Annotated in this window: 16 protein-coding genes; 12 read left to right on the top strand and 4 right to left on the bottom strand. The window is 55.3% G+C overall.

Annotated elements, in window-relative coordinates; all coding sequences use genetic code 11:
* Nucleotides 1–204: 204 nt before the first annotated feature.
* The gene (locus GS630_RS17375) at nucleotides 205–621 is read right to left on the bottom strand and encodes a hypothetical protein (RefSeq protein WP_171712143.1); all 417 of its coding nucleotides are present in this window, start codon (nucleotides 619–621) and stop codon (nucleotides 205–207) included.
* A gap of 165 nt (nucleotides 622–786) precedes the next feature.
* Here GS630_RS17375 and GS630_RS17370 point away from each other — a divergent pair, with 165 nt between their 5' ends.
* Nucleotides 787–2424 (top strand): winged helix-turn-helix domain-containing tetratricopeptide repeat protein, encoded by a 1638-nt coding sequence (locus GS630_RS17370; protein WP_171712141.1) that lies wholly within the window; start codon nucleotides 787–789, stop codon nucleotides 2422–2424.
* A gap of 60 nt (nucleotides 2425–2484) precedes the next feature.
* On the opposite strand, the gene GS630_RS17365 is transcribed toward GS630_RS17370, so the two are convergent.
* Together GS630_RS17365 and GS630_RS17360 are read right to left on the bottom strand one after the other, a co-directional pair.
* A complete protein-coding gene (locus GS630_RS17365) occupies nucleotides 2485–4401 on the bottom strand; it encodes an adenylate/guanylate cyclase domain-containing protein (RefSeq protein WP_171238426.1) in 1917 nt (638 codons plus the stop codon).
* Nucleotides 4402–4781: 380 nt separating this feature from the next.
* Entirely contained in the window at nucleotides 4782–5714 is a 933-nt protein-coding gene (locus GS630_RS17360; protein WP_171238427.1) for a LysR family transcriptional regulator, read from the bottom strand.
* A gap of 105 nt (nucleotides 5715–5819) precedes the next feature.
* On the opposite strand from GS630_RS17360, the gene GS630_RS17355 reads away from it, so the two are divergent.
* Genes GS630_RS17355 through GS630_RS17315 form a run of 9 tightly spaced genes read left to right on the top strand, consistent with a single transcriptional unit; the run spans nucleotide 5820 to nucleotide 15123 of the window.
* Nucleotides 5820–6881: a maleylacetate reductase gene (locus GS630_RS17355; RefSeq protein WP_171235929.1), complete on the top strand. Its 1062-nt coding sequence runs from the start codon at nucleotides 5820–5822 to the stop codon at nucleotides 6879–6881.
* 25 nt (nucleotides 6882–6906) lie between these two features.
* Nucleotides 6907–8181, top strand: a complete 1275-nt coding sequence (locus GS630_RS17350; protein ID WP_171619903.1) for an ABC transporter substrate-binding protein — start codon at nucleotides 6907–6909, stop codon at nucleotides 8179–8181.
* 49 nt (nucleotides 8182–8230) lie between these two features.
* Nucleotides 8231–8950 (top strand): ABC transporter ATP-binding protein, encoded by a 720-nt coding sequence (locus GS630_RS17345; RefSeq protein WP_171235927.1) that lies wholly within the window; start codon nucleotides 8231–8233, stop codon nucleotides 8948–8950.
* Complete coding sequence (locus GS630_RS17340) at nucleotides 8950–9660, top strand: ABC transporter ATP-binding protein (protein ID WP_171619905.1); 711 nt, start codon at nucleotides 8950–8952, stop codon at nucleotides 9658–9660. Before GS630_RS17345 ends, GS630_RS17340 begins: the two co-directional genes overlap by 1 nt.
* Complete coding sequence (locus tag GS630_RS17335) at nucleotides 9657–10520, top strand: branched-chain amino acid ABC transporter permease (RefSeq protein WP_171619907.1); 864 nt, start codon at nucleotides 9657–9659, stop codon at nucleotides 10518–10520. Before GS630_RS17340 ends, GS630_RS17335 begins: the two co-directional genes overlap by 4 nt.
* The gene (locus GS630_RS17330; protein ID WP_245223302.1) at nucleotides 10520–11617 is read left to right on the top strand and encodes a branched-chain amino acid ABC transporter permease; all 1098 of its coding nucleotides are present in this window, start codon (nucleotides 10520–10522) and stop codon (nucleotides 11615–11617) included. The genes GS630_RS17335 and GS630_RS17330 overlap by 1 nt, the downstream gene beginning before the upstream one ends.
* 1 nt (nucleotide 11618) lies before the next feature.
* Nucleotides 11619–13376: an FAD-dependent monooxygenase gene (locus tag GS630_RS17325; RefSeq protein WP_171619909.1), complete on the top strand. Its 1758-nt coding sequence runs from the start codon at nucleotides 11619–11621 to the stop codon at nucleotides 13374–13376.
* A 39-nt stretch (nucleotides 13377–13415) separates the two neighbouring features.
* The gene (locus tag GS630_RS17320; protein WP_171238433.1) at nucleotides 13416–14300 is read left to right on the top strand and encodes an intradiol ring-cleavage dioxygenase; all 885 of its coding nucleotides are present in this window, start codon (nucleotides 13416–13418) and stop codon (nucleotides 14298–14300) included.
* Nucleotide 14301: 1 nt separating this feature from the next.
* Nucleotides 14302–15123 (top strand): 3-keto-5-aminohexanoate cleavage protein, encoded by an 822-nt coding sequence (locus GS630_RS17315; RefSeq protein ID WP_171238434.1) that lies wholly within the window; start codon nucleotides 14302–14304, stop codon nucleotides 15121–15123.
* Nucleotides 15124–15175: 52 nt separating this feature from the next.
* Here the strand turns inward: GS630_RS17315 and GS630_RS17310 are convergent, their stop codons facing one another.
* Entirely contained in the window at nucleotides 15176–15400 is a 225-nt protein-coding gene (locus tag GS630_RS17310) for a hypothetical protein (RefSeq protein WP_171235922.1), read from the bottom strand.
* 476 nt (nucleotides 15401–15876) lie between these two features.
* On the opposite strand from GS630_RS17310, the gene GS630_RS17305 reads away from it, so the two are divergent.
* On the top strand, nucleotides 15877–16974 hold the full coding sequence (locus tag GS630_RS17305) for an efflux RND transporter periplasmic adaptor subunit (RefSeq protein ID WP_171181793.1): 1098 nt from the start codon (nucleotides 15877–15879) through the stop codon (nucleotides 16972–16974).
* Entirely contained in the window at nucleotides 16974–20066 is a 3093-nt protein-coding gene (locus GS630_RS17300; RefSeq protein ID WP_171619911.1) for an efflux RND transporter permease subunit, read from the top strand. Before GS630_RS17305 ends, GS630_RS17300 begins: the two co-directional genes overlap by 1 nt.
* Nucleotides 20067–20227: the final 161 nt, after the last annotated feature.

Raw genomic sequence — 20227 nt, 5'->3', positions numbered from 1 at the left:
CGGCGATCATCGACTTGCGAGGGCGCTTCAGAATTGGCTTCCGACAGCGCCCTATTCAAAGGCCCCCGATATTTTTGCTCGAGATCTCAACAAAATATTGGGTGTTCGTTGTCTGCGCAAATCCCGTCGAGGTTGGATATTAGTTGCCACAGCTCGTCATTCAAAAGATGGCGGCTGCTGCACTACAACCAGACTGAGCCTGCCTCAGAGACCGGTAGAAGGCTCAAAGCTGTGAAGTTCGAAAGTCCTTTTCCCGTCGGCATTGAATTTTTGTATCGAGCCCCCGACACGCAGCACAATCATACAGCGGTAGCGCCCTTTGTCGGCAACCATTGAAACGCAAACCTTGTCTGTGTCTGTGATGGCAAAGGCACCCGCTCCGCTCCAACCACCGTTCGTCAGCTCTCCGCTCACGATGTTATTCGGGTCATAGAAGAAGCGAAACGTCTTCTCTCCGGACGTGGCTGTGACGGTTTTGCCGATCAAAAGTTCCGCGATCTGTTCAGCATCGAGACGCTCGGCTCCATTGTTCAATGCCGTTTCAAGATCAGATTGAGCGAATGCAGGGCTTCCCGCCAGGGCTACAGCAGCCGCTACGCAAAGTGTTTTTAAGTGTACCATATCCTATCTCCATAAAGTGTTGGGCAAAGCAAAAGAGCGTTAGCCAAGTAAACGCTAGTTGCAGCAGGCACGTCGGGCTTGATCAGAAGCTGATTTTTTCTGACATTCTTCTGACAATCCCCAAACTTCGTTGAGCCAAGGATAAAGCGGGGTGTAGGTTGCAGTATGTACCGTTTCTTGGAGTTCCGACTTGATCCAACGCAGGGTTTGAACCGCCTTGGCCAACCTGTTCCTTTGGAACCACAGGCCCTGCAATTGCTTGAGTTTTTGGTCAGGAACCGAGACAGGATCGTCAGCAAACACGAGATTATTGACGAGATTTGGGGTGGGGCCGCAATCACAGACGCTGCCTTGAACACGCGCATCCGGTCCGTACGCAAGGCTTTGGGAGACACCGCGGCAAATTCGGATTATATCAAAACCTACCCCAAGCGCGGGTTTCAATTTGTGGCCCCGGTTGAATCGGATGACGCCCTGCCCGAGCGTGATGCCAACACGCCGAAAACCGGCCTTCTCATCGCGGGTGCTCTGCTGGGTCTGGCCATAGCACTGTTCTCAATTTCCTTTTTTGCCGACCGACAGAGATTGCCGGACAATGGAAAGCCCTCTTTGGCTATCGTGCGGTTTGACAACATTGGGGGCGAAAGAACAGGGCAGTATTTCGTCGATGGTCTCACCGACGACCTGAGCGCGCATCTTTCGCGCAATCGCGAACTGTTCGTCGTGTCCAGTGCAACCATGTTCTCTTACGCGAAGGATCAAGCAACCCCGCTCGAAATCGCACGCGATCTTGGCGTTGAGTATGTGGTCCGCGGTAGCGTTCGCCGCGTGGGTGGTCAGATGCGCGTGAGCGGAGAGCTTATCGATGTCGACAGTGCCGAAACCATCTGGGCCGAGGTTTTCGATCGCCAGGTGACAGATATCTTTGACGTACAGGACGAGATTAGCCAGGCCATCGCCGGCCAATTGCTACCCAAAATCTATGAGTCTGGCGAAACGAGATCGCTGGGAAAACCAACCCAGGATATGGGGGCATGGGATCTGTATCTGCGTGGTCGGGCCCGGCAGGCGATCTTTTCGCACGAGGCGCAACAGGACGCGGTGGCATTTGCGCAGGAAGCCATCGACACTGATCCTGGGTTCGCTGCGGCACACAGTCTGTTGGCCCGCGCGTTGGGCACGATTTTCTTCTTTCAGTGGTCAGACACTCCTCAGGATACGCTGATAGCCGCAACCGAAGCGGCCAAACGGGCGATTGAGTTGGATGATCAGGACGCGCAGGCGCATGCAGCCCTTGGCTATATCTACCGCTTTACCGGTGAAGCAGATCCTGCCATCGCTAACCTTGAACGCGCCGTCGCACTTAACCCTAATGACGCACGCATTAGACTGGAACTGGCGCATACCTATGATTGGTTCAGAATGCAGGATCGCGCCCTGCCCGAGATAGAGATGGCGATCAGACTCAGTCCGCGCGATCCAATGTTGCAAAACATGTATTTTTATAAAGGGCACATCCTGTTTCACCTTGGACGCTACGAAGAAGCGCTGGACGCCGCCCGTAAGTTGGGCGCAATGGCGACGAGCAATACGTGGCGGCTGTTTCATCATCTGCTGAGCGCCGCCACTCTTGCCGAAATGAACAAACCAGAAGAGGCACAAAAAGCCGTCGACGCTGCGCTGAAAATTAACCCAAAACTGTCGATTTCAGCGATGCGTAGGCAATTCGTAGGGTCCAAAAACCATCCTGAAAACCGCCGAGTCTGGTTGGCGAGCCTGCAAAGAGCGGGCGTGCCTGAATAGTGCTTAGTTCTTTGTGAGCAGTCGGATGCAATAAACGCTCTGAACCGGCGGCTAGACGCGTTAACCTCCGTTTTCCACTTCCAAAGGGGCGTACTGTCCTTCGGGTAATCCCACAGCTCTATATGCTTCAACAAATGGACGAATAAGTTCATCCGGTCGCGCAAAACGCCGGTACATCCAAACGATATCGGCGATTTTAATATTTGGGCGGATTCTGTTGAGCCTGTCTCTCGCCGCCAATGCGGCGCTATGTGGACCAAGCTCGGCCAAAATCGCGACCTCAATCGAAACCGACCACCACAGATCAGGCTGCGCACCTTTGCCGTACGTTTCCAATGCTGTTTCATAATCCTCATTTAGGAAGTGATACTCGGCAAGCGCCTGGAACCAGTTCGGGTCTGCTGCATTTGGGTCAAGGGCAATTGCGTTATCAACAAGAGCAGCGCCCAATTCCAGACGCCCGGACCAAATGAACTCGTAACCGATCTGGCCCTGCAGATAACGGTCTGTCCCTAACGCGAGTGCGGTCTCGGCAGATGAGAAAAACCCATCAAGATCGCGCTGAATCTGCAAAACAAGAGCCAACAGGTAATGACTACGCGCCGAATACGGATTCAACGAAACGGCCCTGCGGGCGGCATCTTCGGCCCGAGCGATTTTTTCGTCCTGTGTGCCGTCATACAAACCGGTAAAGAACTTGACGTCCGTCAGAAGCGCCTCGGATAACTGCGCCCAGCCGCGCCAATAATCGGGTTCGTCCTCGACGACACGTTCTATACAACCACGGACGCGCTCTTGAATGTCTCGCCTGTTCATAAACCCGACACGCATCAGAGAACATTCATAAGACGACAAGTGTTCAGGAGATTTCGCGCGCGCGTGCCCGGCATGAATGCGTTTAATCGCGCCACCGGCGTCCCCGACTGCAGAGGCAACTTTTTCAGTAATTTGTAATTGAACGTCGAGAATATTCGATGTTGTGAGACTTTCGTCATACGCATCCGACCAGACCTGAAGGCCTGATGTTGTGTCGATCAGCCGTGCCGTCACGCGAAGGCGTTCTGAAACCTGCCGGACCGAGCCTTCCAGCACATAGTCCGCTCCGAATTTCTGCCTGATACTGCGCGGATCACTTTCTTTCGGATCAACAGTATGGGTGGACTGGCGGGACAATACATTGAGGTCCTGATAACTTCCTAGTTCAACGATGATGTCTTCGCCAATGCCTATCGCCAACAAATCGCGAGCATCAGTGTTGCTAAGGTTTTGAAATGGCAAAACAGCAACCGTCGGGCCAGTTGGTTCCGCCAAAATTACCCTGTCATCGAAAGTCGTGACGTTGGACTGCTCGCGACCAATTCCGATCCACCACGCCAAGAAACCCACCGCGCACAGGCAAATCAGCGCCGATGTGATTGCCATCAATAGGCGTTTGTTTGATAGCCGCCGAGGGGTAGAAGCTCCGTCGTACAAGACCCGGAAAACGCGAACTGGTTCTGCAATGTTCTTAAGTTTTTGCAGGCCAAGATCTTCAAATGCGGCTTCGACCTTGCCCATTGCCTGACCCACGACACTCTCGGAGACCGCGACACCACCAGGGTCGGCCAAACCTTCAAGACGCGAAGCAATATTCACCCCATCACCAAAAAGATCCCCGTCAGCAATCAGGACATCGCCGAGGTTAATACCGATCCGAAGCTGCAGCCGGGATCCATTGGCAAGTGTCGGCGCGGTCCTGGCCACAGCACGCTGAATATCGACACCACAGTTTACGGCATCTACGACCGAAGAAAATTCGACAAGGGCACCGTCTCCCATCAACTTGACGATGCGCCCATTATATCTGTCGATCGTAGGATCAAAAATCTCCGAACGCAGCAATTTGAGAGCGGACAATACCCCCGCTTCATCGTCTCCCATCAACGACGAATACCCAACGACATCTGCAGCCATGATTGCGGCAAGTCGGCGCTGCATAGGACCCTCCTAATCGCAGTCTAACTGATGTCGTAAATTCACGACAGTGCATGCCATGCCGGCTCGCTGCATTCGCGATGAATGACGGCTTTGCCCCCATCCTCTGTCGCCACGCGGCAAATCAGCCAGAACAGGCACCTTTATCGTCTGACCTGCACATCAGCCCAGTTTTTTCCCAAAAGGAAGTCAGGATCAAACAGATCGATTTAGATGCCGGATGAACGGTGTAAGGCGAAAATGGCAAGGTTATGCCACTGATGGAAGAACTATCCATCGCCCAAAATCTACTGTGAAACGACATTAACCTTTGACTCCATTGGCAGCCAAAACGTCGTCGAAGAATTCGTTCTCAGGCTTTTTTCAGGGCCGACCGCTCAGAGCTATCCTGACGCGCTGCAGATCAACCGATCAAGCGTTTCGAACTTCTGCTTGATGAAATCGAGCACACGGTTTGACGAGGCTGACGTGCTACGAGCATTTAGTGTGACGCAGCCCAAGTGACGATCGGGATCACCGATTTTTATCGGAAGTGCCGTCAGAGTTTTTTGCCTTTGCATCATGAAGACCACTGAAAACGGCAGAACAGTCAGGGAATCCGAGCCTGTTAGAACGTTCACAACTGCACTCAGCGACCCGCCGGTAAAACTTATTTTGAAGTCTCGCATACCGATACCATCAAGCGTGTTTCGCAAATCACGAAACAGCGGACTGTTGGCGGGTGGCGCAATCCAGGAATACTCGGTGATATCTTCCAGCTTCACCTCTTTCTTGCGCGCCAATGGGTGCCCAACGCGGCAAGCAATGACGTTTCGACCCGGTAGGATTTGACGAAACTCGTACTCATCTGACACGTCTGCCGGGCGCATAGGGAGAATGGCCAAATCCAGAGTTTCGGCGGACAACTGGGACAAAAGCTCGGTAGGGTATCCATAAGATTGGTCGATCCGAATATTGGGGTACTCGGCTTGAAACTCTGCAATAACGTTCGAGATGACACCGTCCATGAAGATCGGCGTGCCAGCAACCCGTACTGCACCGGCAAGACCTTGACGGTGTTCGTCGACAAGACGGCTTGCATGGCGACCAGCGCTCAGAATTCTTTGACCTTCCTGGGCCAAAGCAAGTCCCAGCTCAGTGGGTTGCAATGGCCTTCGGGTTGGCAGGAATAGAGGCTCCCCCACCCTATCCTCCAACAGAGAGACGCTTCTGGAGACACTGGGTTGCGATTTCCCAAGTAAAGCAGCGCCTTCGGTCAATCCACCGGCTTCGACAATAGCGGCAAGAATCTCGAGATGTCTTGGATCAAGCTTCATAACCCAAAGTTATATTGAGCGTCGATAATTCGATCAAGAGTGCTGTCTTTGCCTGCTAGCGTTTCCTTCAGATCTGCAATCCAGCGCTTGTCAGGAATTCGCCCAGTGGCTCTCAGTACCATCAGTATCAATGGCCAGAAAGTCCGGTTCGGCGTAGGTTTGCGTGACGACATCTGCACGGAACTAACAGCGCTGAGATCGAACAAAGCGCTCATCCTTTCGACACCTCAGCAAGTCGATATGGCCATGGAGCTTGCGACAACTGTTGGGGATCGTGCTGCGGGTGTCTTTACGCGAGCAACGATGCACACCCCGGTCGACGTGACGGAAGAAGCGGTTGAACACGCCCTGTCTGTAAATGCGGATAGCATCGTGTCTATCGGAGGAGGCTCAACGATTGGCTTAGGCAAGGCGATTGCCCTTCGGACCGATTTGCCGCAAGTCGCCATCCCGACCACATATGCCGGCAGCGAGGCTACTCCGATCCTGGGTCAGACTGAGGATGGCATCAAAACTACCCTGACAGACCAGAAGGTTCTGCCGCGGGTCATTCTGTACGATCCGGAACTTGTTGCCTCATTGCCGCCCGCAATGACCGTGACCAGCGCCTTGAACGCGATGGCTCATGCCGCCGAGGCGCTTTATGCCAAGGACCGAACTGATGAGACCACGGAATTGGCTATCGACGGTCTGAAGGCGTTTGCAGAGGGACTGCCAACCGTTGTCGGAAACCCCAACGACCTGAAAGCCAGAGAAGAAACGCAGCGTGGTGCATGGGCCTGCGGTACGGTGCTTGGTCTGGTCGGAATGGCGTTGCATCACAAGCTTTGCCATACGCTGGGCGGGTCATTCAATCTGCCACACGCGGAAACCCATGCGATCATTTTGCCCCATGCCATCGCCTACAACGCGGTGGGTGTGCCAGAGCTGCTGGAACCCGTGTCAAATATTCTCGGTGGCTCTAAGCCAGGCCAGGCGCTTTGGAATTTTGCCAAAAGCATGGGCGCGCCGATGGCTTTAAAGGACCTTGGACTTTCCAAGGCCGATCTGGATCGCGCCACCGAAATCGCACTCAACAACCCGTATTGGAACCCGCAACCGGTCACTGCTGATGGGCTGCGGGCGCTTCTTCAAAACGCGTGGGCAGGCACTGCCCCAAGCGTTTGACTTCACCGTGTCAAGGGAGGGACACATGATCACACGACGCAAATTGCTGCAATCCAGCGCTGCAACCGGCCTGGGATTGGCCGCCGGCACGCTCGCTGCGCCCGCTATCGCTCAGGGCGCCAAGATCAAGTTGGGCTATGTCAGCCCGCAATCAGGTCCTCTGGCCGCCTTCTCCGAGGCAGACAAGTTTATTCTGGAGAATTTCGCCGCATCCGAAGCCGGTGCGAATTTCGAAGTCATCGTCAAAGACAGCCAGTCGAACCCGAACCGAGCGGCAGACGTCGCGGGCGAACTGATCGTGGATGATGAGATCGACCTGATGCTGGTCGCTTCGACACCCGAAACGACCAACCCGGTTGCCTCGACCTGTGAGGCCGAGGAAGTGCCGTGTATTTCCACCGTTGCGCCCTGGCAGCCATGGTTCATCGGCCAGCAGGGCAATCCCGGTGATCCAGCCAGCTGGGAGCCGTTCTATTACGCTTATCACTTCTTCTGGGGCCTTGAGGACGTAATCTCGGTTTTCACGGCAATGTGGAACCAGTTGGAGACCAACAAGCAGGTCGGTGCGCTGTTCCCGAATGACGGCGATGGCAACGCTTGGGGCGACCCAAATGTAGGTTTCCCGCCTGTTCTCTCAGAGTTGGGTTACACATTGACGGATCCCGGGCGGTACCAGAACCTTACCGATGATTTCTCGGCCCAGATCAACGCGTTCCGGCAGGCGAATGTTGAAATCGTAACCGGCGTTCCGATCCCGCCTGACTTCACCACTTTTTGGAGCCAGGCCAAACAGCAAGGCTTCACCCCGAAAGCCGCGAGCATTGGCAAGGCCATCTTGTTCCCGCAAGCCGTCGAAGCTTTGGGCAACGCAGGCAACAACCTGAGCTCTGAAGTTTGGTGGTCCCCCACCCATCCGTTCTCGTCATCGCTGACCGGCGCAAGCTCGGCTGAACTGGCGCAAGGGTACATGGCCGCCACCAACCGTCAGTGGACCCAACCCATCGGCTTTGTGCATGCGCTGTTCGAAATGGCAGCAAACGTCATGGGCCGGGTTGATGACGCGGGTGATGGGGATGCAGTGGCCGAAGCCATCGCAGCTACGCAGCTTGACTCCATTGTTGGCCGGATCGCGTTTGATGGTGCGGGCCTGCCGCCCTTCGCTGCGCAGAACGTTGCCAAAACGCCCTTGGTCGGGGGGCAATGGAGGCTGCTCGACAATGGCAGCTATGACCTTGTGATCGTCGACAACTCTTCCGCGCCCGAAATTCCGACCGCGGGTGTGATGGAAGAAATCTCCTGATCGCAATGAAATCAACGCCCCGGATTTATTCCGGGGCAGGAACACCGGTATGACCATTCTTTCGCTTAAAAACGTCTCGAAAAGCTTCGGTGCTCTGACCGTCACCGACGATGTCAGCTTCGACGTCGAGCAAGGCCAAGCCCTTGGGATCATTGGCCCAAACGGGGCCGGGAAGTCGACGCTGTTCAACCTGATCACGGGCAACCTGACCTCTGATGCGGGATCGATCCATTTCGATGGTGCTGACGTTACTCGGGTGCCACCTATGCAACGATGCTTGTCGGGCATAGGGCGATCGTTCCAGATCCCTCAGCCGTTTGATCATCTGACTGTATTCGAGAACCTGCTGGTGGCTGCGACGCATGGACAGAACAAGTCCGAACACGAGGTCGAACAGAACTGCGCCCGCATTCTTGAGCAAACGGAATTGCTGGAAGTGGCCAATGACACAGCTGGTGGATTGCGGCTGCTGCAACGCAAACGGCTAGAGCTGGCGCGCGCCATGGCAACAAACCCAAAGCTGTTGCTGCTGGATGAAATCGCCGGAGGGCTGACCGATGCGGAATGCACCGCGCTGATCAACACGATCAAGGGGCTGCACAGCAGTGGCGTCACGATCATCTGGATCGAACATGTCCTGCATGCGCTCACATCGGTCGTTGAACGGCTGCTGGTTCTGGATTTCGGGAAGGTGATCGGTCTGGGCGATCCGGACGAGATCATGAACAGCCGGGAAGTCAAAGAAATCTATCTAGGGATCGAAGTCTGATGAGCCTGCTACAGACCCATTCGCTGACCGCCCACTACGGAGATTTCCAAGCCCTGTTTGGCGTGGATGTGCATCTGGATGAAGGCGAAACAGTTGCCATCATCGGTGCAAACGGGGCGGGCAAATCGACCCTCATGCGCTCGATCTCGGGTGTTCTGACCAACGGGACAGACCAAGTGCGCTTTGACGGACAGCCCATCGGAGACCTCGGTGCGGACGAGATCATGGCGCGCGGAGTGGCCATGGTACCCGAGGGGCGTCGGCTGTTTCCTTCCCTAAGTGTCGAGGAAAACCTACTGATCGGAACCTATGGCCGAAAGGTATCGGGCCATTGGTCCCTGCAAACAATCTACGACCTGTTCCCAATCCTGAAAGAGCGCCGGAACCATCCCGGTACAGCCCTGTCTGGCGGGCAACAGCAGATGGTTGCAATCGGTCGCGCGCTGATGAGCAATCCCCGTGTTCTGCTCTGTGACGAGATCAGCCTTGGCCTCGCGCCGGTAGTCATCAAAGACATCTACGATGCCGTCCCTCGCATTCAGGAGGCCGGCGCCAGCCTCATCGTTGTGGAACAGGATATTGGCCAGGCAATGAAGGTCTCCGACCGCGTCTATTGCATGATTGAAGGCCGCGTCACGCTGGAAGGCACAGCAGACACGCTCAGTCGCGAGGCCATACACGACGCCTATTTCGGAGGAGCCGCCGCATGATCTGGATCGATACCATCATTCAGGGTGTTTTGCTGGGCGGGCTTTATGCGCTGTTTGCAGCAGGCCTTAGCCTTGTGTTCGGGATCATGCGCTTGGTTAATCTGGCCCATGGTGATCTGATCGTCTTTGCCGCCTATCTGATCCTTCTGTTGGTCTCGCTGCTAGGGCTCTCTCCGTTTCTGGCAGCCATCCTTGCCGCGCCGATCATGTTTGGCGTGGGTTGGGCTTTGCAGAGACATGTGCTGAACCGCGTGCTGGGGCCTGATATCCTGCCGCCCTTACTTGTGACGTTCGGTTTGTCGGTCGTCTTGCAGAACGCATTACTCGAAGGCTTCTCGGCGGATAGCCAGCGGCTCCCTGCGGGCGAAATCGCAACGGCGTCCGTTCAGATGGGCGGGCTGAACCTCGGCGTTCTGCCGTTGCTGACCTTTGCCTCGGCGATCCTTGTGATTGTCGGTCTGAACCAGCTTTTCTATCGGACGGAACTGGGCCGTGCGTTCCGCGCGACCTCGGATGATGCGGTGACGGCGGGTTTGATGGGCATCCGCCCAGAACGTATTTTCGCGACCGCGACAGCCATCGCAATGCTCGTGGTGACCTTGGCAGCGCTTTATCTGGGAATGCGGGCGAATTTTGACCCCAATATCGGCCCAGCGCGCCTGATCTATGCCTTTGAGGCTGTGATCATTGGTGGCCTCGGCAGCCTATGGGGCACGCTTGTCGGAGGCATCATTATCGGTGTCGCTCAGACTGTCGGCGCGGCGATCAATCCCGAATGGCAAATCCTGGCCGGTCATCTGGCCTTTCTCATCGTGCTTCTGATCAAGCCCAGAGGCCTGTTTCCAAGGGCGGTGGACTGATGACTGATACTGCAATGTACCGCGTCCAGACACAGACCCGCGCGTCCTACAGCGCAGGAGCGGTCTGTATCGCTTTGATCATCCTGTTCATCCTGCTGCCGACCTTCGCTAGCCGGGGATTGATCCAGGACCTGTTCTTTATCTTCACGATGCTGGTGTTGGCACAGTTCTGGAATTTGCTGGCTGGTTACGGCGGTTTGGTTTCAGTCGGGCAGCAAGCCTTCGTGGGCATGGGCGCTTACGCCATGTTTGGCGGCGTGATCCTGTGGGGCTTGGACCCGGTTCCGGCAATCCTTTTGGGCGGCGTCGCAGCCCTGATCGTCGCTATCCCTACGGCCTTTTTCACCTTCCGACTGCAAGGGGCCTATTTCGCCATTGGCACCTGGGTCATCGCAGAGGTCATGCGCCTGCTGGTGGCCCAATGGAAAATGCTCGGCGGCGGCACCGGAACCTCTCTGCCAAGAACCGCAACGCGTGAGATGTGGGCGACCGAGTGGATTCAGACCACCTTCGACGTTCGCGGTGCTGCAGCGCGCGATATCTTGACCTACTGGCTGGCTTTGGCGCTTGTGATCGCAACGATTGCGGGCATCTACTGGCTGCTCAGAACAAAGCGCGGGCTGGCGCTGGCTGCAGTACGTGACAATATTGAAGCCGCGAAATCCGTTGGCGTCGATGCGGCGCGGATGAAATGGCTGGTCTACTTGGTCTCCGCCGCGGGAACCGGGCTGACCGGCGCTCTGATCTATGTGCAAAAGCTGCGGATTTCGCCGGATGCGGCGTTCTCGGTCACCGACTGGACTGCCTATGTGATCTTCATCGTCGTGATCGGTGGAATTGGCACCATCGAAGGCCCGATCCTGGGCGTGCTGATCTTCTTCATCTTGCAAAGCCTGCTGGCCGACTACGGCTCCTGGTACCTCATGGTGCTTGGTCTAATCGGGATCGCCGTCATGCTCTTCGCCCCCCGCGGTCTGTGGGGGCTGATCTCAGAAAAGACTGGGCTGCAGATTTTCCCTGTGCGCCGTCGCCTTGTGCTGACGAACCCAAAGGACGGCCTCAACTCAATTCAATCTGACAAACAGAGGGAGGCGTAACATGGCCACCATCACAACGGATGTCCTGATCATCGGGACCGGCCCAGCGGGGTCTGCAACGGCGGCTTTGCTGTCCAGCTACGGCGTCGAGAATATGGTCATCAACCGCTATCGCTGGCTGGCCAATACGCCGCGGGCACATATCACCAATCAGCGCACGATGGAGGTGCTGCGCGACCTTGGTCACGAGGTTGAAGCAGAGGCCTACATGCACGCAGCGCATCAGGACTTGATGGGTGAAAATGTGTTCTGCGAAAGCCTCGCGGGCGAGGAAATCGGACGGATGAAAAGCTGGGGTAATCATCCTCTGTCCAAGGCCGAACACCTGCTGTCCAGCCCGACGATGATGAACGATCTGCCACAAACATTCATGGAGCCGATCTTATTTGGCACGGCCTGCCGCCGAGGCACGCAAGCGCGGATGAGCACCGAATACTTGCGACATGAGCAAGATGCAGATGGTGTGACAACGACGTGTTTAGATCGTTTGTCCGGCAAAGAAATCACCATCCGGTCGAAATACCTGGTCGGCGCGGATGGGGGCAATTCTCTGGTCGCCGAACATGCCGGTCTGCCTTTCGAAGGACAGATGGGCGTCGGCGGGTCCATGAACATCCTGTTCCGCGCAGATCTCAGTAAATATGTCGCGCATCGGCCGTCGGTCCTCTACTGGGTGATGCAACCAGGCGCGAATGTCGGTGGCATCGGCATGGGTCTGGTCCGCATGGTCCGCCCATGGAACGAATGGCTCATCGTCTGGGGCTATGACATCAACCAACCAGCGCCCGAAGTTGACGAGGCCATGGCTACGCAGGTTGCGCGCCAGCTTGTTGGCGACCCCGAGCTTGAGATCGAATTGATCAGCGCCAACACCTGGACCGTCAACAACATGTACGCGACCCATATGCAGAAGGATCGCGTGTTCATCATGGGTGATGCGGCACACCGACACCCACCGTCGAACGGGCTGGGGTCGAACACGTCGATTCAGGATAGCTTCAACCTCGCCTGGAAACTGGCGGCTGTCCTGAAAGGTCATGCAGGAGAAAACCTGCTGGACAGCTACAGCGAAGAACGTGCGCCAGTGGCAAAGCAGATCGTCACACGGGCCAATCAATCCATCGGTGAATTCGGACCGATCTTTGAATCGCTCGGAATGGCCGAAGGCGTCGACCCAGAGGTCATGCAAAGCAACCTTGAGGCACGCTCAGGATCAACGCCTGAAGCCGCAGCACAAAGACAAGCCATCCGCGAGGCGATTGCCTTCAAGAAGTATGAGTTCGATGCACATGGCGTGGAAATGAACCAACGCTACGACTCCTGTGCGATTGAAACGGATGGTCAACCCAATCCCGGTTTTGATCAGGATGCCGAGCTGCACTACCAGCCGACGACATGGCCCGGTGCGCGCATTCCGCATGTCTGGGTGTTCGATCATGACACCGGGAACAAGCATTCAACGCTGGATCTGTGCGGTCGTGGAGAATTCACTGTGCTGACCGGGATTGGTGGCGAGGCATGGGTAAAAGCAGCCGAGATGATCGCGAAAGAGCTGGGCATGCCCATTCGCTGTCACGTTATCGGCCCGCGCCAGACCTATGTTGACCACACCGGGGATTGGGCGCGCGCGTCCGAGATTTCGGATACAGGCTGTTTGTTGGTCCGTCCTGATCAACATGTGGCGTGGCGCTCAGCCGATATGGTTGCGGATGCCGAAGCCGAACTGCGTCGCGCGCTGACAACAGTACTTTCGCGATGAGCCAATCTGGAGCAAACTTACACAAGTCAGGAGGCCAAAATGGACTCGCATGAGATGGGATACTTTACCGAAGAAAACTCGGCCGAGGTCGTCACCGCACGGAACAAAAACGCAGAAAGCGAACGGCTGAAGCAGGTGATGGAGGTCATCACGCGAAAGCTCCATGAAGCCGTGAAGGAAATTGAACCAACGCAGCAGGAGTGGTTTGAGGCGATCATGTTCCTGACCAAGGTCGGGCACATGTGCGATGACTGGCGGCAAGAATACATTCTCCTGTCCGATGTTCTGGGCGTGTCGATGCTGGTGGATGCCGTGAATTCTCGTCGTCCAACCGGTGCCTCCGAGAACACCGTGCTGGGTCCTTTCCATGTGGGCGGCGCGCCGGAATATGAGATGGGGCACAACATTTGTCTCGACCAAAAGGGTGAGGACATGGTGGTGCGGGGTCGTGTCACCGATGTGGAAGGCAGCCCGTTGGAAGGCGTCAAGATTGATGTCTGGCAAGCCAATGATGACGGGTTTTACGACGTACAACAGAAAGGCATTCAGCCCGATTTCAACCTGCGCGGCGTCTTCACAACCGGTGTTGATGGGACCTATTGGTTCCGTGCGGTGCGGCCAAAGAACTATCCAATCCCGGATGACGGGCCGGTTGGCGATCTGTTGAAGCGTCTGGGACGGCACCCGTTTCGGCCAGCGCATCTGCACTATATCGTGTCGAAAGACGGGTATGACGACCTGACAACCCATATCTTTGATCCCGATGACAAATACATCAACTCGGACGCAGTATTTGGGGTCAAAGAGAGTCTGATCGCAGAGTTCAATCGCGTCGATGACCCGGCACGATCTACAGAAGTTGGCTTTGAGGGCCCGTATTGGGACGTTGAATTCGATTTCGTTCTTGCCCCCAAAGAGGCGTGACATGGCAGAGCCTTGTATAATTTGCGTCGCGATCACCGGGTCATTGCCGACCAAGGCCAACAACCCGGCGGTGCCGATAAAGGTCGAGGAACAAATCGAAAGCACACACGCGGCATTCGAGGCAGGAGCGACGATCTGCCATGCTCATGTTCGCAACGATGATCAAACACCGTCGAGCGACCCTGAGAAGTTCGCAAGGTTGAAAGAGGGGCTGGAGAAACACTGCCCCGGTATGATCATTCAGTTTTCAACCGGAGGACGGTCCGGAGCGGGCAAGACGCGTGGTGGCATGTTGCCGTTGCGACCGGACATGGCCTCTTTGTCGGTAGGATCGAACAACTTCCCCACACGCGTCTACGAAAACCCGCCCGATCTGGTCGACTGGTTGGCGGCTGAGATGGTGACGTATGACATCAAGCCTGAGATCGAAGCCTTCGATCTCAGCCATATTCTGAAAGCGGCTGAGATGCACACGAAAGGGCAGATAAAAAACACGCCCTATGTGCAGTTCGTCATGGGTGTCAAAAACGCAATGCCTGCTGATCGGGACGTCTTTGATTTCTACGTGAAAACTGTCAACCGGCTGTTTCCGGGGGCACCTTGGTGTGCGGCCGGCATCGGTGCGCAACAAGAGGTTCTGAACCACTGGGCGATTTCCTCAGGTGGTCATGCGCGAACAGGGTTAGAAGATAACGTGCGCCTGGATCGCAATACGCTGGCACCATCAAACGCAGCGCTCGTGATGCGGACTGCTGAAATCTGCGCCCAGTATAATCGTCCGGTTGCCACAGTTGATCAGGCACGAGACATTCTGGGGCTGTAAATCGGGATTACGGACTATCAAGAAATGACTACCCCGGGCCAAAACGACAGGTCTAAGGCTCGAATTTACTTTGCGGCGGTGTTCGCTCAAGTTCTTGCGTGATCGGGATATGGTCGGCAACATCACCCGGCGGTAGCTGGAATTGACCTTTGAACCAATCCGCCGCCTTCCATGCCTTTTTGACTTGCTCAATCATGTCTCTGGACAATGAAACGAAGTTCCACCAGCCACAACGCACCTCCCTCAGCGATGCGCGTAAGGTTGCGATAAGACGCATACCCTATTCACCTGTGCGAACGCTTGTTTTGCCACCAGGTCCAAGGATCATCATTTGCCCCAGCAACTGAAAATGCACATCTGGCGAAAGTATGAAACCGACGCAGAATGTCTCAGACTGCATCGTAATGGGGCTGGATTTTCCACAAGCCGCTCTTGGCTGTGTTCTGACACACAGTAATCTCTGGGTATTTGTCTTCCGGCGCAGCTTCTCCAATTTCAAAAAAACAGCCTTCTGCACGATCGATAAGACAAACGGCAGCATCAAGACGACGTCGTGTTGCGAAGTTGTCAGCCTAAAATTTTGGTCGCCTGAATAGGTTTTCTCAGAATTCTCTTCTTCGCAGTAAATAAATTCGGATTTTTGACTTTGTTAAATAAGCGCGTACAATTTCAACAGCTTTAGACGCAAAATCCGCAAGTTGAGCCACCTTCACAGAGACGAAGAGAGAAATGCGGGTCGTACGGGAGGGGGATATGAGGAAACTATCTGTTTGGCTTTTTGCTTTCGTGTTGCTTACCGGCTGCTGGGAGAAGGAAGAAGAAGCGACCGAAACAACAATCCGACCTGTCAGAGCAACTGAGATTTCTGACCTTTCGAGTTTGCATGATCGTTACTTTGTGGGAACGGCCAGAGCTGCACGCGAAGTATCATTGGCCTTTCGCGTGCCGGGCAATGTTGTTGGCGTCGACGTTCAGGTTGGTGACCTTGTGACGAAAGGTGCTGTTGTCGCGGCCTTGGATCCGGCCCCCTACCAGGCTGAAGTCGATCGGCTTACTGCTGAGCTTGAGAGCGCGCAGGCGACGTTCGAAAACGCCAAATTGCAAACAGATCGGCAGCGATCGTTGGTTGAAAAAGATGTTGCCGCTCAGGCGACACTCGACCGGTTTGTTGCAGGCGAAACGTCGGCTCAGGCAGCAATCAATTCTGTTCAAGGCGCACTGGACAGAGCGACTTTGGATTTAACCTATACGAGCTTGGCCGCACCGTTCGATGGTCGTGTTGTCGCCAAATACATTGAAGATTTTGAAGAAGTCGCAGCACAAACTCCAGTGCTGCGCATTCTGGATGCCGAGCACATCGAAGTGGTGATCGATATCCCCGAACGATACATTGCCCTTATCCCGCACATTGAAGACATAACCGTCACTTTTGACGCTTTGGGGGACGTTGTTCTACCCGCAGAAATTAGTGAGATTGGATCAGAGGCTTCGGCGACGACACGAACATTCCCTGTCACATTGATAATGGAGCAGCCCGAAGACGCACTTGTTCTTCCGGGTATGGCAGGACGCGTTCGCGGAAAACCAAAGGAAGGGCACGAACCATTCGATGCGATCATGGTTCCTGCCAGCGCGGTTTTCGTGCCTGAAGGGGAAACCGATCCGCATGTCTGGGTATTTGATACCGGCTCAGAAACTGTAACGGCAAGGAAGGTTTCGCTTGGCACTCCACGGTCGCAAGGGGTGGCCGTTAGCGAGGGGCTGGAATTTGGTGACGTGGTTGTCACTGCCGGGGCAAACTCTCTGCGAGAAGGTCAGAAAGTTTCGCTGCTTTCTGAGGACACGGACTAATGGGTTTGGCGGCTTTTTCGATCCGCAACGCCAAATTTGTTTGGTTCACTGTCGTCATGCTCACGTTGGGCGGCATTTCAGCATTCTTTAGCCTTGGGCAGTTGGAAGACCCCGAATTCACAATCAAGACTGCTGTTGTGACCACCCTCTATCCCGGTGCCAGCCCGGCCGAAGTTGAGCAGGAGGTTACCGAACGGATCGAACTAAAACTCCAAGAGATCAAAGAGATTGACTACATCTCGAGCGAAAGCAGAGCGGGTGTGTCGACAATCATAGTCGAGATCCGCCCGAACTATTGGTCGGATCAACTACCGCAGATCTGGGACACGTTGCGTCGCAAAGTCAGAGACGTTGAAACAGACCTTCCACCAGGCGCTGGTCGTCCTGCGATCAATGATGATTTCGGTGATGTTTTCGGTCTACTTCTGGCGATGACGTCTGATGGCTTCTCCGCCCGCGAGCTTGACGATTTTGCCGAAGACTTCAAACGAGAGCTTTCGTTGATCGACGGCGTCGGCCGAGTCGATCTTTGGGGGGATCGCGATAGGGTCATCTATTTGGAGACACGGGAAGAAGCCTTGGCAGCATTGGGTGTTTCGGCTCAGACCATCCTCAATACCTTGCAAACCCAAAACGCGATTGTGGATGCAGGCCGCGTAAATATCGGCGACTATCGCATGCGCATTGCGCCAAGCGGCACATTCACCAGCCCGAAAGACATCGCTGATTTGGTTGTTCGGCCAAGCGGTCTGGACCAAGCTCAAAGCGGCCAGCGCCGTGGACCAGAGTTACTAAGGCTTGGTGAAATCGTTGAGGTCCAGGAAGGCTATGCTGATCCACCGACGACCATGATGCGTTATAACGGCCTTCCGTCTATTGGTTTGGCGATATCCTTCCAGTCTGGTGTCAACGTTGTCAGCGTTGGTGAGGCCGTAGACGCCAGAGTAACGGAACTGATCGCAGGCCTGCCGGTAGGCATCGAGGTCGAACGGGTTCATTGGCAATCTGACGACGTGAATCTGGCAGTCAGCAGCTTCTTAGTCAGCCTTGGACAAGCTGTCGCGATTGTTCTGGTCGTTTTGACCCTGGCGATGGGTGTTCGCATGGGGATCATAATAGGTAGCGGATTGATCCTGACGATACTTGCCACCTTTATCCCGCTCGCGATGCTAGGAATAGATCTTCAACGCATGTCCTTGGGCGCGTTGATCATTGCGCTTGGTATGATGGTCGATAACTCGATCGTGGTTGCAGATGGCGCCATGGTTCGAATGTCACAGGGAATGGACCGGGCGAAAGCCGCTATCGATGCTGCCACGCGCCCCGCTATGTCTCTGCTTGGGGCAACATTCGTTGCAGTTATGGCGTTCTACCCGATCTTTGCGTCAGTTGAGAGCGCAGGAGAATACTGCCGGACGCTGTTTTCGGTTGTCGGAATCGCGCTGTTGGTCAGTTGGTTGTTGTCGATGACAGTCACGCCTTTACAGTGTGTTGCCATGCTGCCGGACCCAAAGGGTGGAGCCAAAGAGACCTTTGACACCGGTCTATACGCCGTTTACCGCCGCTTTCTGGCCGCTGCGATCCGGGTTCGCTATCTGACGATCGGAGTGGCCGTCGCTGCACTGGTTATTGCCGGGATCGGTTTTGGAACCGTTACACAGTTGTTCTTCCCGACCTCTTCGATGACCAAGTACATGATCGACTATTACGCCCCAGAAGGAACTCGGATCGAAGCAGTATCCGAGGCCATCACGCGGATCGAAGCGCAGGTGGAAATGGATGATCGCGTAACCGGTATCGCAAGCTTTATCGGCGCTGGCCCGCCGCGTTTCTACTTGCCGGTCGACCCTGAAGGAACAAACCCGTCCTACGCGCAAGTCATCGTGAACGTCGAGGATTATCGCGACATTCCAGAGATGACCAAAGAGATCTCGCTTTGGATTGCAGCCAATATGCCCGAGGCGACCTCCTTCACACGTCAATTCGGTGTGGGACCCAGCAATACTTGGGCTTTCGAAAACCGCATCATCGGCCCAGCGGATGCCGATCCCGAGACTTTACGCGAAATTGGCGACAGAGCCGTCGCGATATTGGATCAACATCAATGGACGAAGGTGGCGCGCACCGATTGGCGCAACCGTGTCCTGAAAACAGTCCCCGACTATGATCAGGACCGGGCACGATGGACCGGTATCACCTATGAAGATCTTGGGAATACGACAAAGCGTGCATTCGACGGACGCTCAGTCGGCCTCTACCGCGAAGGTGACGAGTTGCTGCCCATCATTGTTCGACCGGGCGCGGACGACGTGGCTGCCGTGGATAACTTTGAACTGCTGCAACTGCAGTCACCGTTTTCTGTTGAGCCTGTCCCATTGGCGCAGGTCGTACGCGGCGTGAATATCCAGCCCGAAGACCCGACGATCAATCGTCGCGACCGGCGCCGTGTTCTGACGGTGCAAGCCAATCCGATCGACAGTGTCACTCTGCCCAGCTATCGCGCTGCGGTTCTCGCTGATTTTGACGCTTTGGAGGCTGAGTTGCCGCCGGGCTATAGCATGGAATGGGGCGGGGAATACGAAGACACTGTGTCTGCACAAGCGTCCTTGATTCCGGGAATGATACCCGCATTTTCGATCATGGCGCTTATCGTCGTCGGGCTGTTCAACTCATACCGCAGACCGCTGGTCATTTTCCTGACCGTGCCTTTTGTGCTGATAGGCATTGTTCCGAGCTTGCTCCTCACGAATACACCATTTGGGTTCGTGGCACTGCTGGGGGGCATGAGCCTTGCGGGCATGATGATCAAAAACGCAATCGTTCTGATCGACCAGATCAACGATAACTTGGCCGAAGGTCAGCCGGGCTATGACGCGGTTTTGAATGCAGGGGCCTCACGGCTTCGCCCCGTGGTACTGGCCGCGGCCACGACAGTTCTGGGTGTGATACCGCTGCTGCCAGACGTGTTCTGGGTGGGTCTTGCCGTTACGATCATGGGCGGGCTAACGGTGGGCACGATGCTCACAATGATATTGGTCCCGGTTTTGTTCGCCACGCTGAGTGGCATTCGACATTCACCGAAAGCCGTTTGATATCGCCTTTCAAACGGTCTTTAGATCGCCTTTGCAAAGCAGGCGGCTTTTGAGTTTAGGTATTAATTTCTGGGGGGAGTAAATTGGACAATACGGTACTGTACTTCTTAGTTGGCATCTTCGTGGTTGGTCTAATCTCGTTGGGATACTTCGCCAGAGGT

Origin of the sequence: Ruegeria sp. HKCCD7303 (genome assembly GCF_013111185.1) — a bacterium.
Lineage (GTDB): Bacteria > Pseudomonadota > Alphaproteobacteria > Rhodobacterales > Rhodobacteraceae > Ruegeria.
The sequence above is the reverse complement of the archived record's forward strand: the minus strand, read 5'-3'. Positions and strand labels throughout refer to the sequence as shown.

What these genes read in the sequence shown, in the direction of transcription:
- GS630_RS17375 (WP_171712143.1), bottom strand. Translation starts at nt 621, where the DNA reads ATGGTACACTTAAAAACACTTTGCGTAGCGGCTGCTGTAGCCCTGGCG.
- GS630_RS17370 (WP_171712141.1), top strand. Translation starts at nt 787, where the DNA reads ATGTACCGTTTCTTGGAGTTCCGACTTGATCCAACGCAGGGTTTGAAC.
- GS630_RS17365 (WP_171238426.1), bottom strand. Translation starts at nt 4,401, where the DNA reads ATGCAGCGCCGACTTGCCGCAATCATGGCTGCAGATGTCGTTGGGTAT.
- GS630_RS17360 (WP_171238427.1), bottom strand. Translation starts at nt 5,714, where the DNA reads ATGAAGCTTGATCCAAGACATCTCGAGATTCTTGCCGCTATTGTCGAA.
- GS630_RS17350 (WP_171619903.1), top strand. Translation starts at nt 6,907, where the DNA reads ATGATCACACGACGCAAATTGCTGCAATCCAGCGCTGCAACCGGCCTG.
- GS630_RS17345 (WP_171235927.1), top strand. Translation starts at nt 8,231, where the DNA reads ATGACCATTCTTTCGCTTAAAAACGTCTCGAAAAGCTTCGGTGCTCTG.
- GS630_RS17340 (WP_171619905.1), top strand. Translation starts at nt 8,950, where the DNA reads ATGAGCCTGCTACAGACCCATTCGCTGACCGCCCACTACGGAGATTTC.
- GS630_RS17335 (WP_171619907.1), top strand. Translation starts at nt 9,657, where the DNA reads ATGATCTGGATCGATACCATCATTCAGGGTGTTTTGCTGGGCGGGCTT.
- GS630_RS17330 (WP_245223302.1), top strand. Translation starts at nt 10,520, where the DNA reads ATGACTGATACTGCAATGTACCGCGTCCAGACACAGACCCGCGCGTCC.
- GS630_RS17325 (WP_171619909.1), top strand. Translation starts at nt 11,619, where the DNA reads ATGGCCACCATCACAACGGATGTCCTGATCATCGGGACCGGCCCAGCG.
- GS630_RS17320 (WP_171238433.1), top strand. Translation starts at nt 13,416, where the DNA reads ATGGACTCGCATGAGATGGGATACTTTACCGAAGAAAACTCGGCCGAG.
- GS630_RS17315 (WP_171238434.1), top strand. Translation starts at nt 14,302, where the DNA reads ATGGCAGAGCCTTGTATAATTTGCGTCGCGATCACCGGGTCATTGCCG.
- GS630_RS17310 (WP_171235922.1), bottom strand. Translation starts at nt 15,400, where the DNA reads ATGCGTCTTATCGCAACCTTACGCGCATCGCTGAGGGAGGTGCGTTGT.
- GS630_RS17305 (WP_171181793.1), top strand. Translation starts at nt 15,877, where the DNA reads ATGAGGAAACTATCTGTTTGGCTTTTTGCTTTCGTGTTGCTTACCGGC.
- GS630_RS17300 (WP_171619911.1), top strand. Translation starts at nt 16,974, where the DNA reads ATGGGTTTGGCGGCTTTTTCGATCCGCAACGCCAAATTTGTTTGGTTC.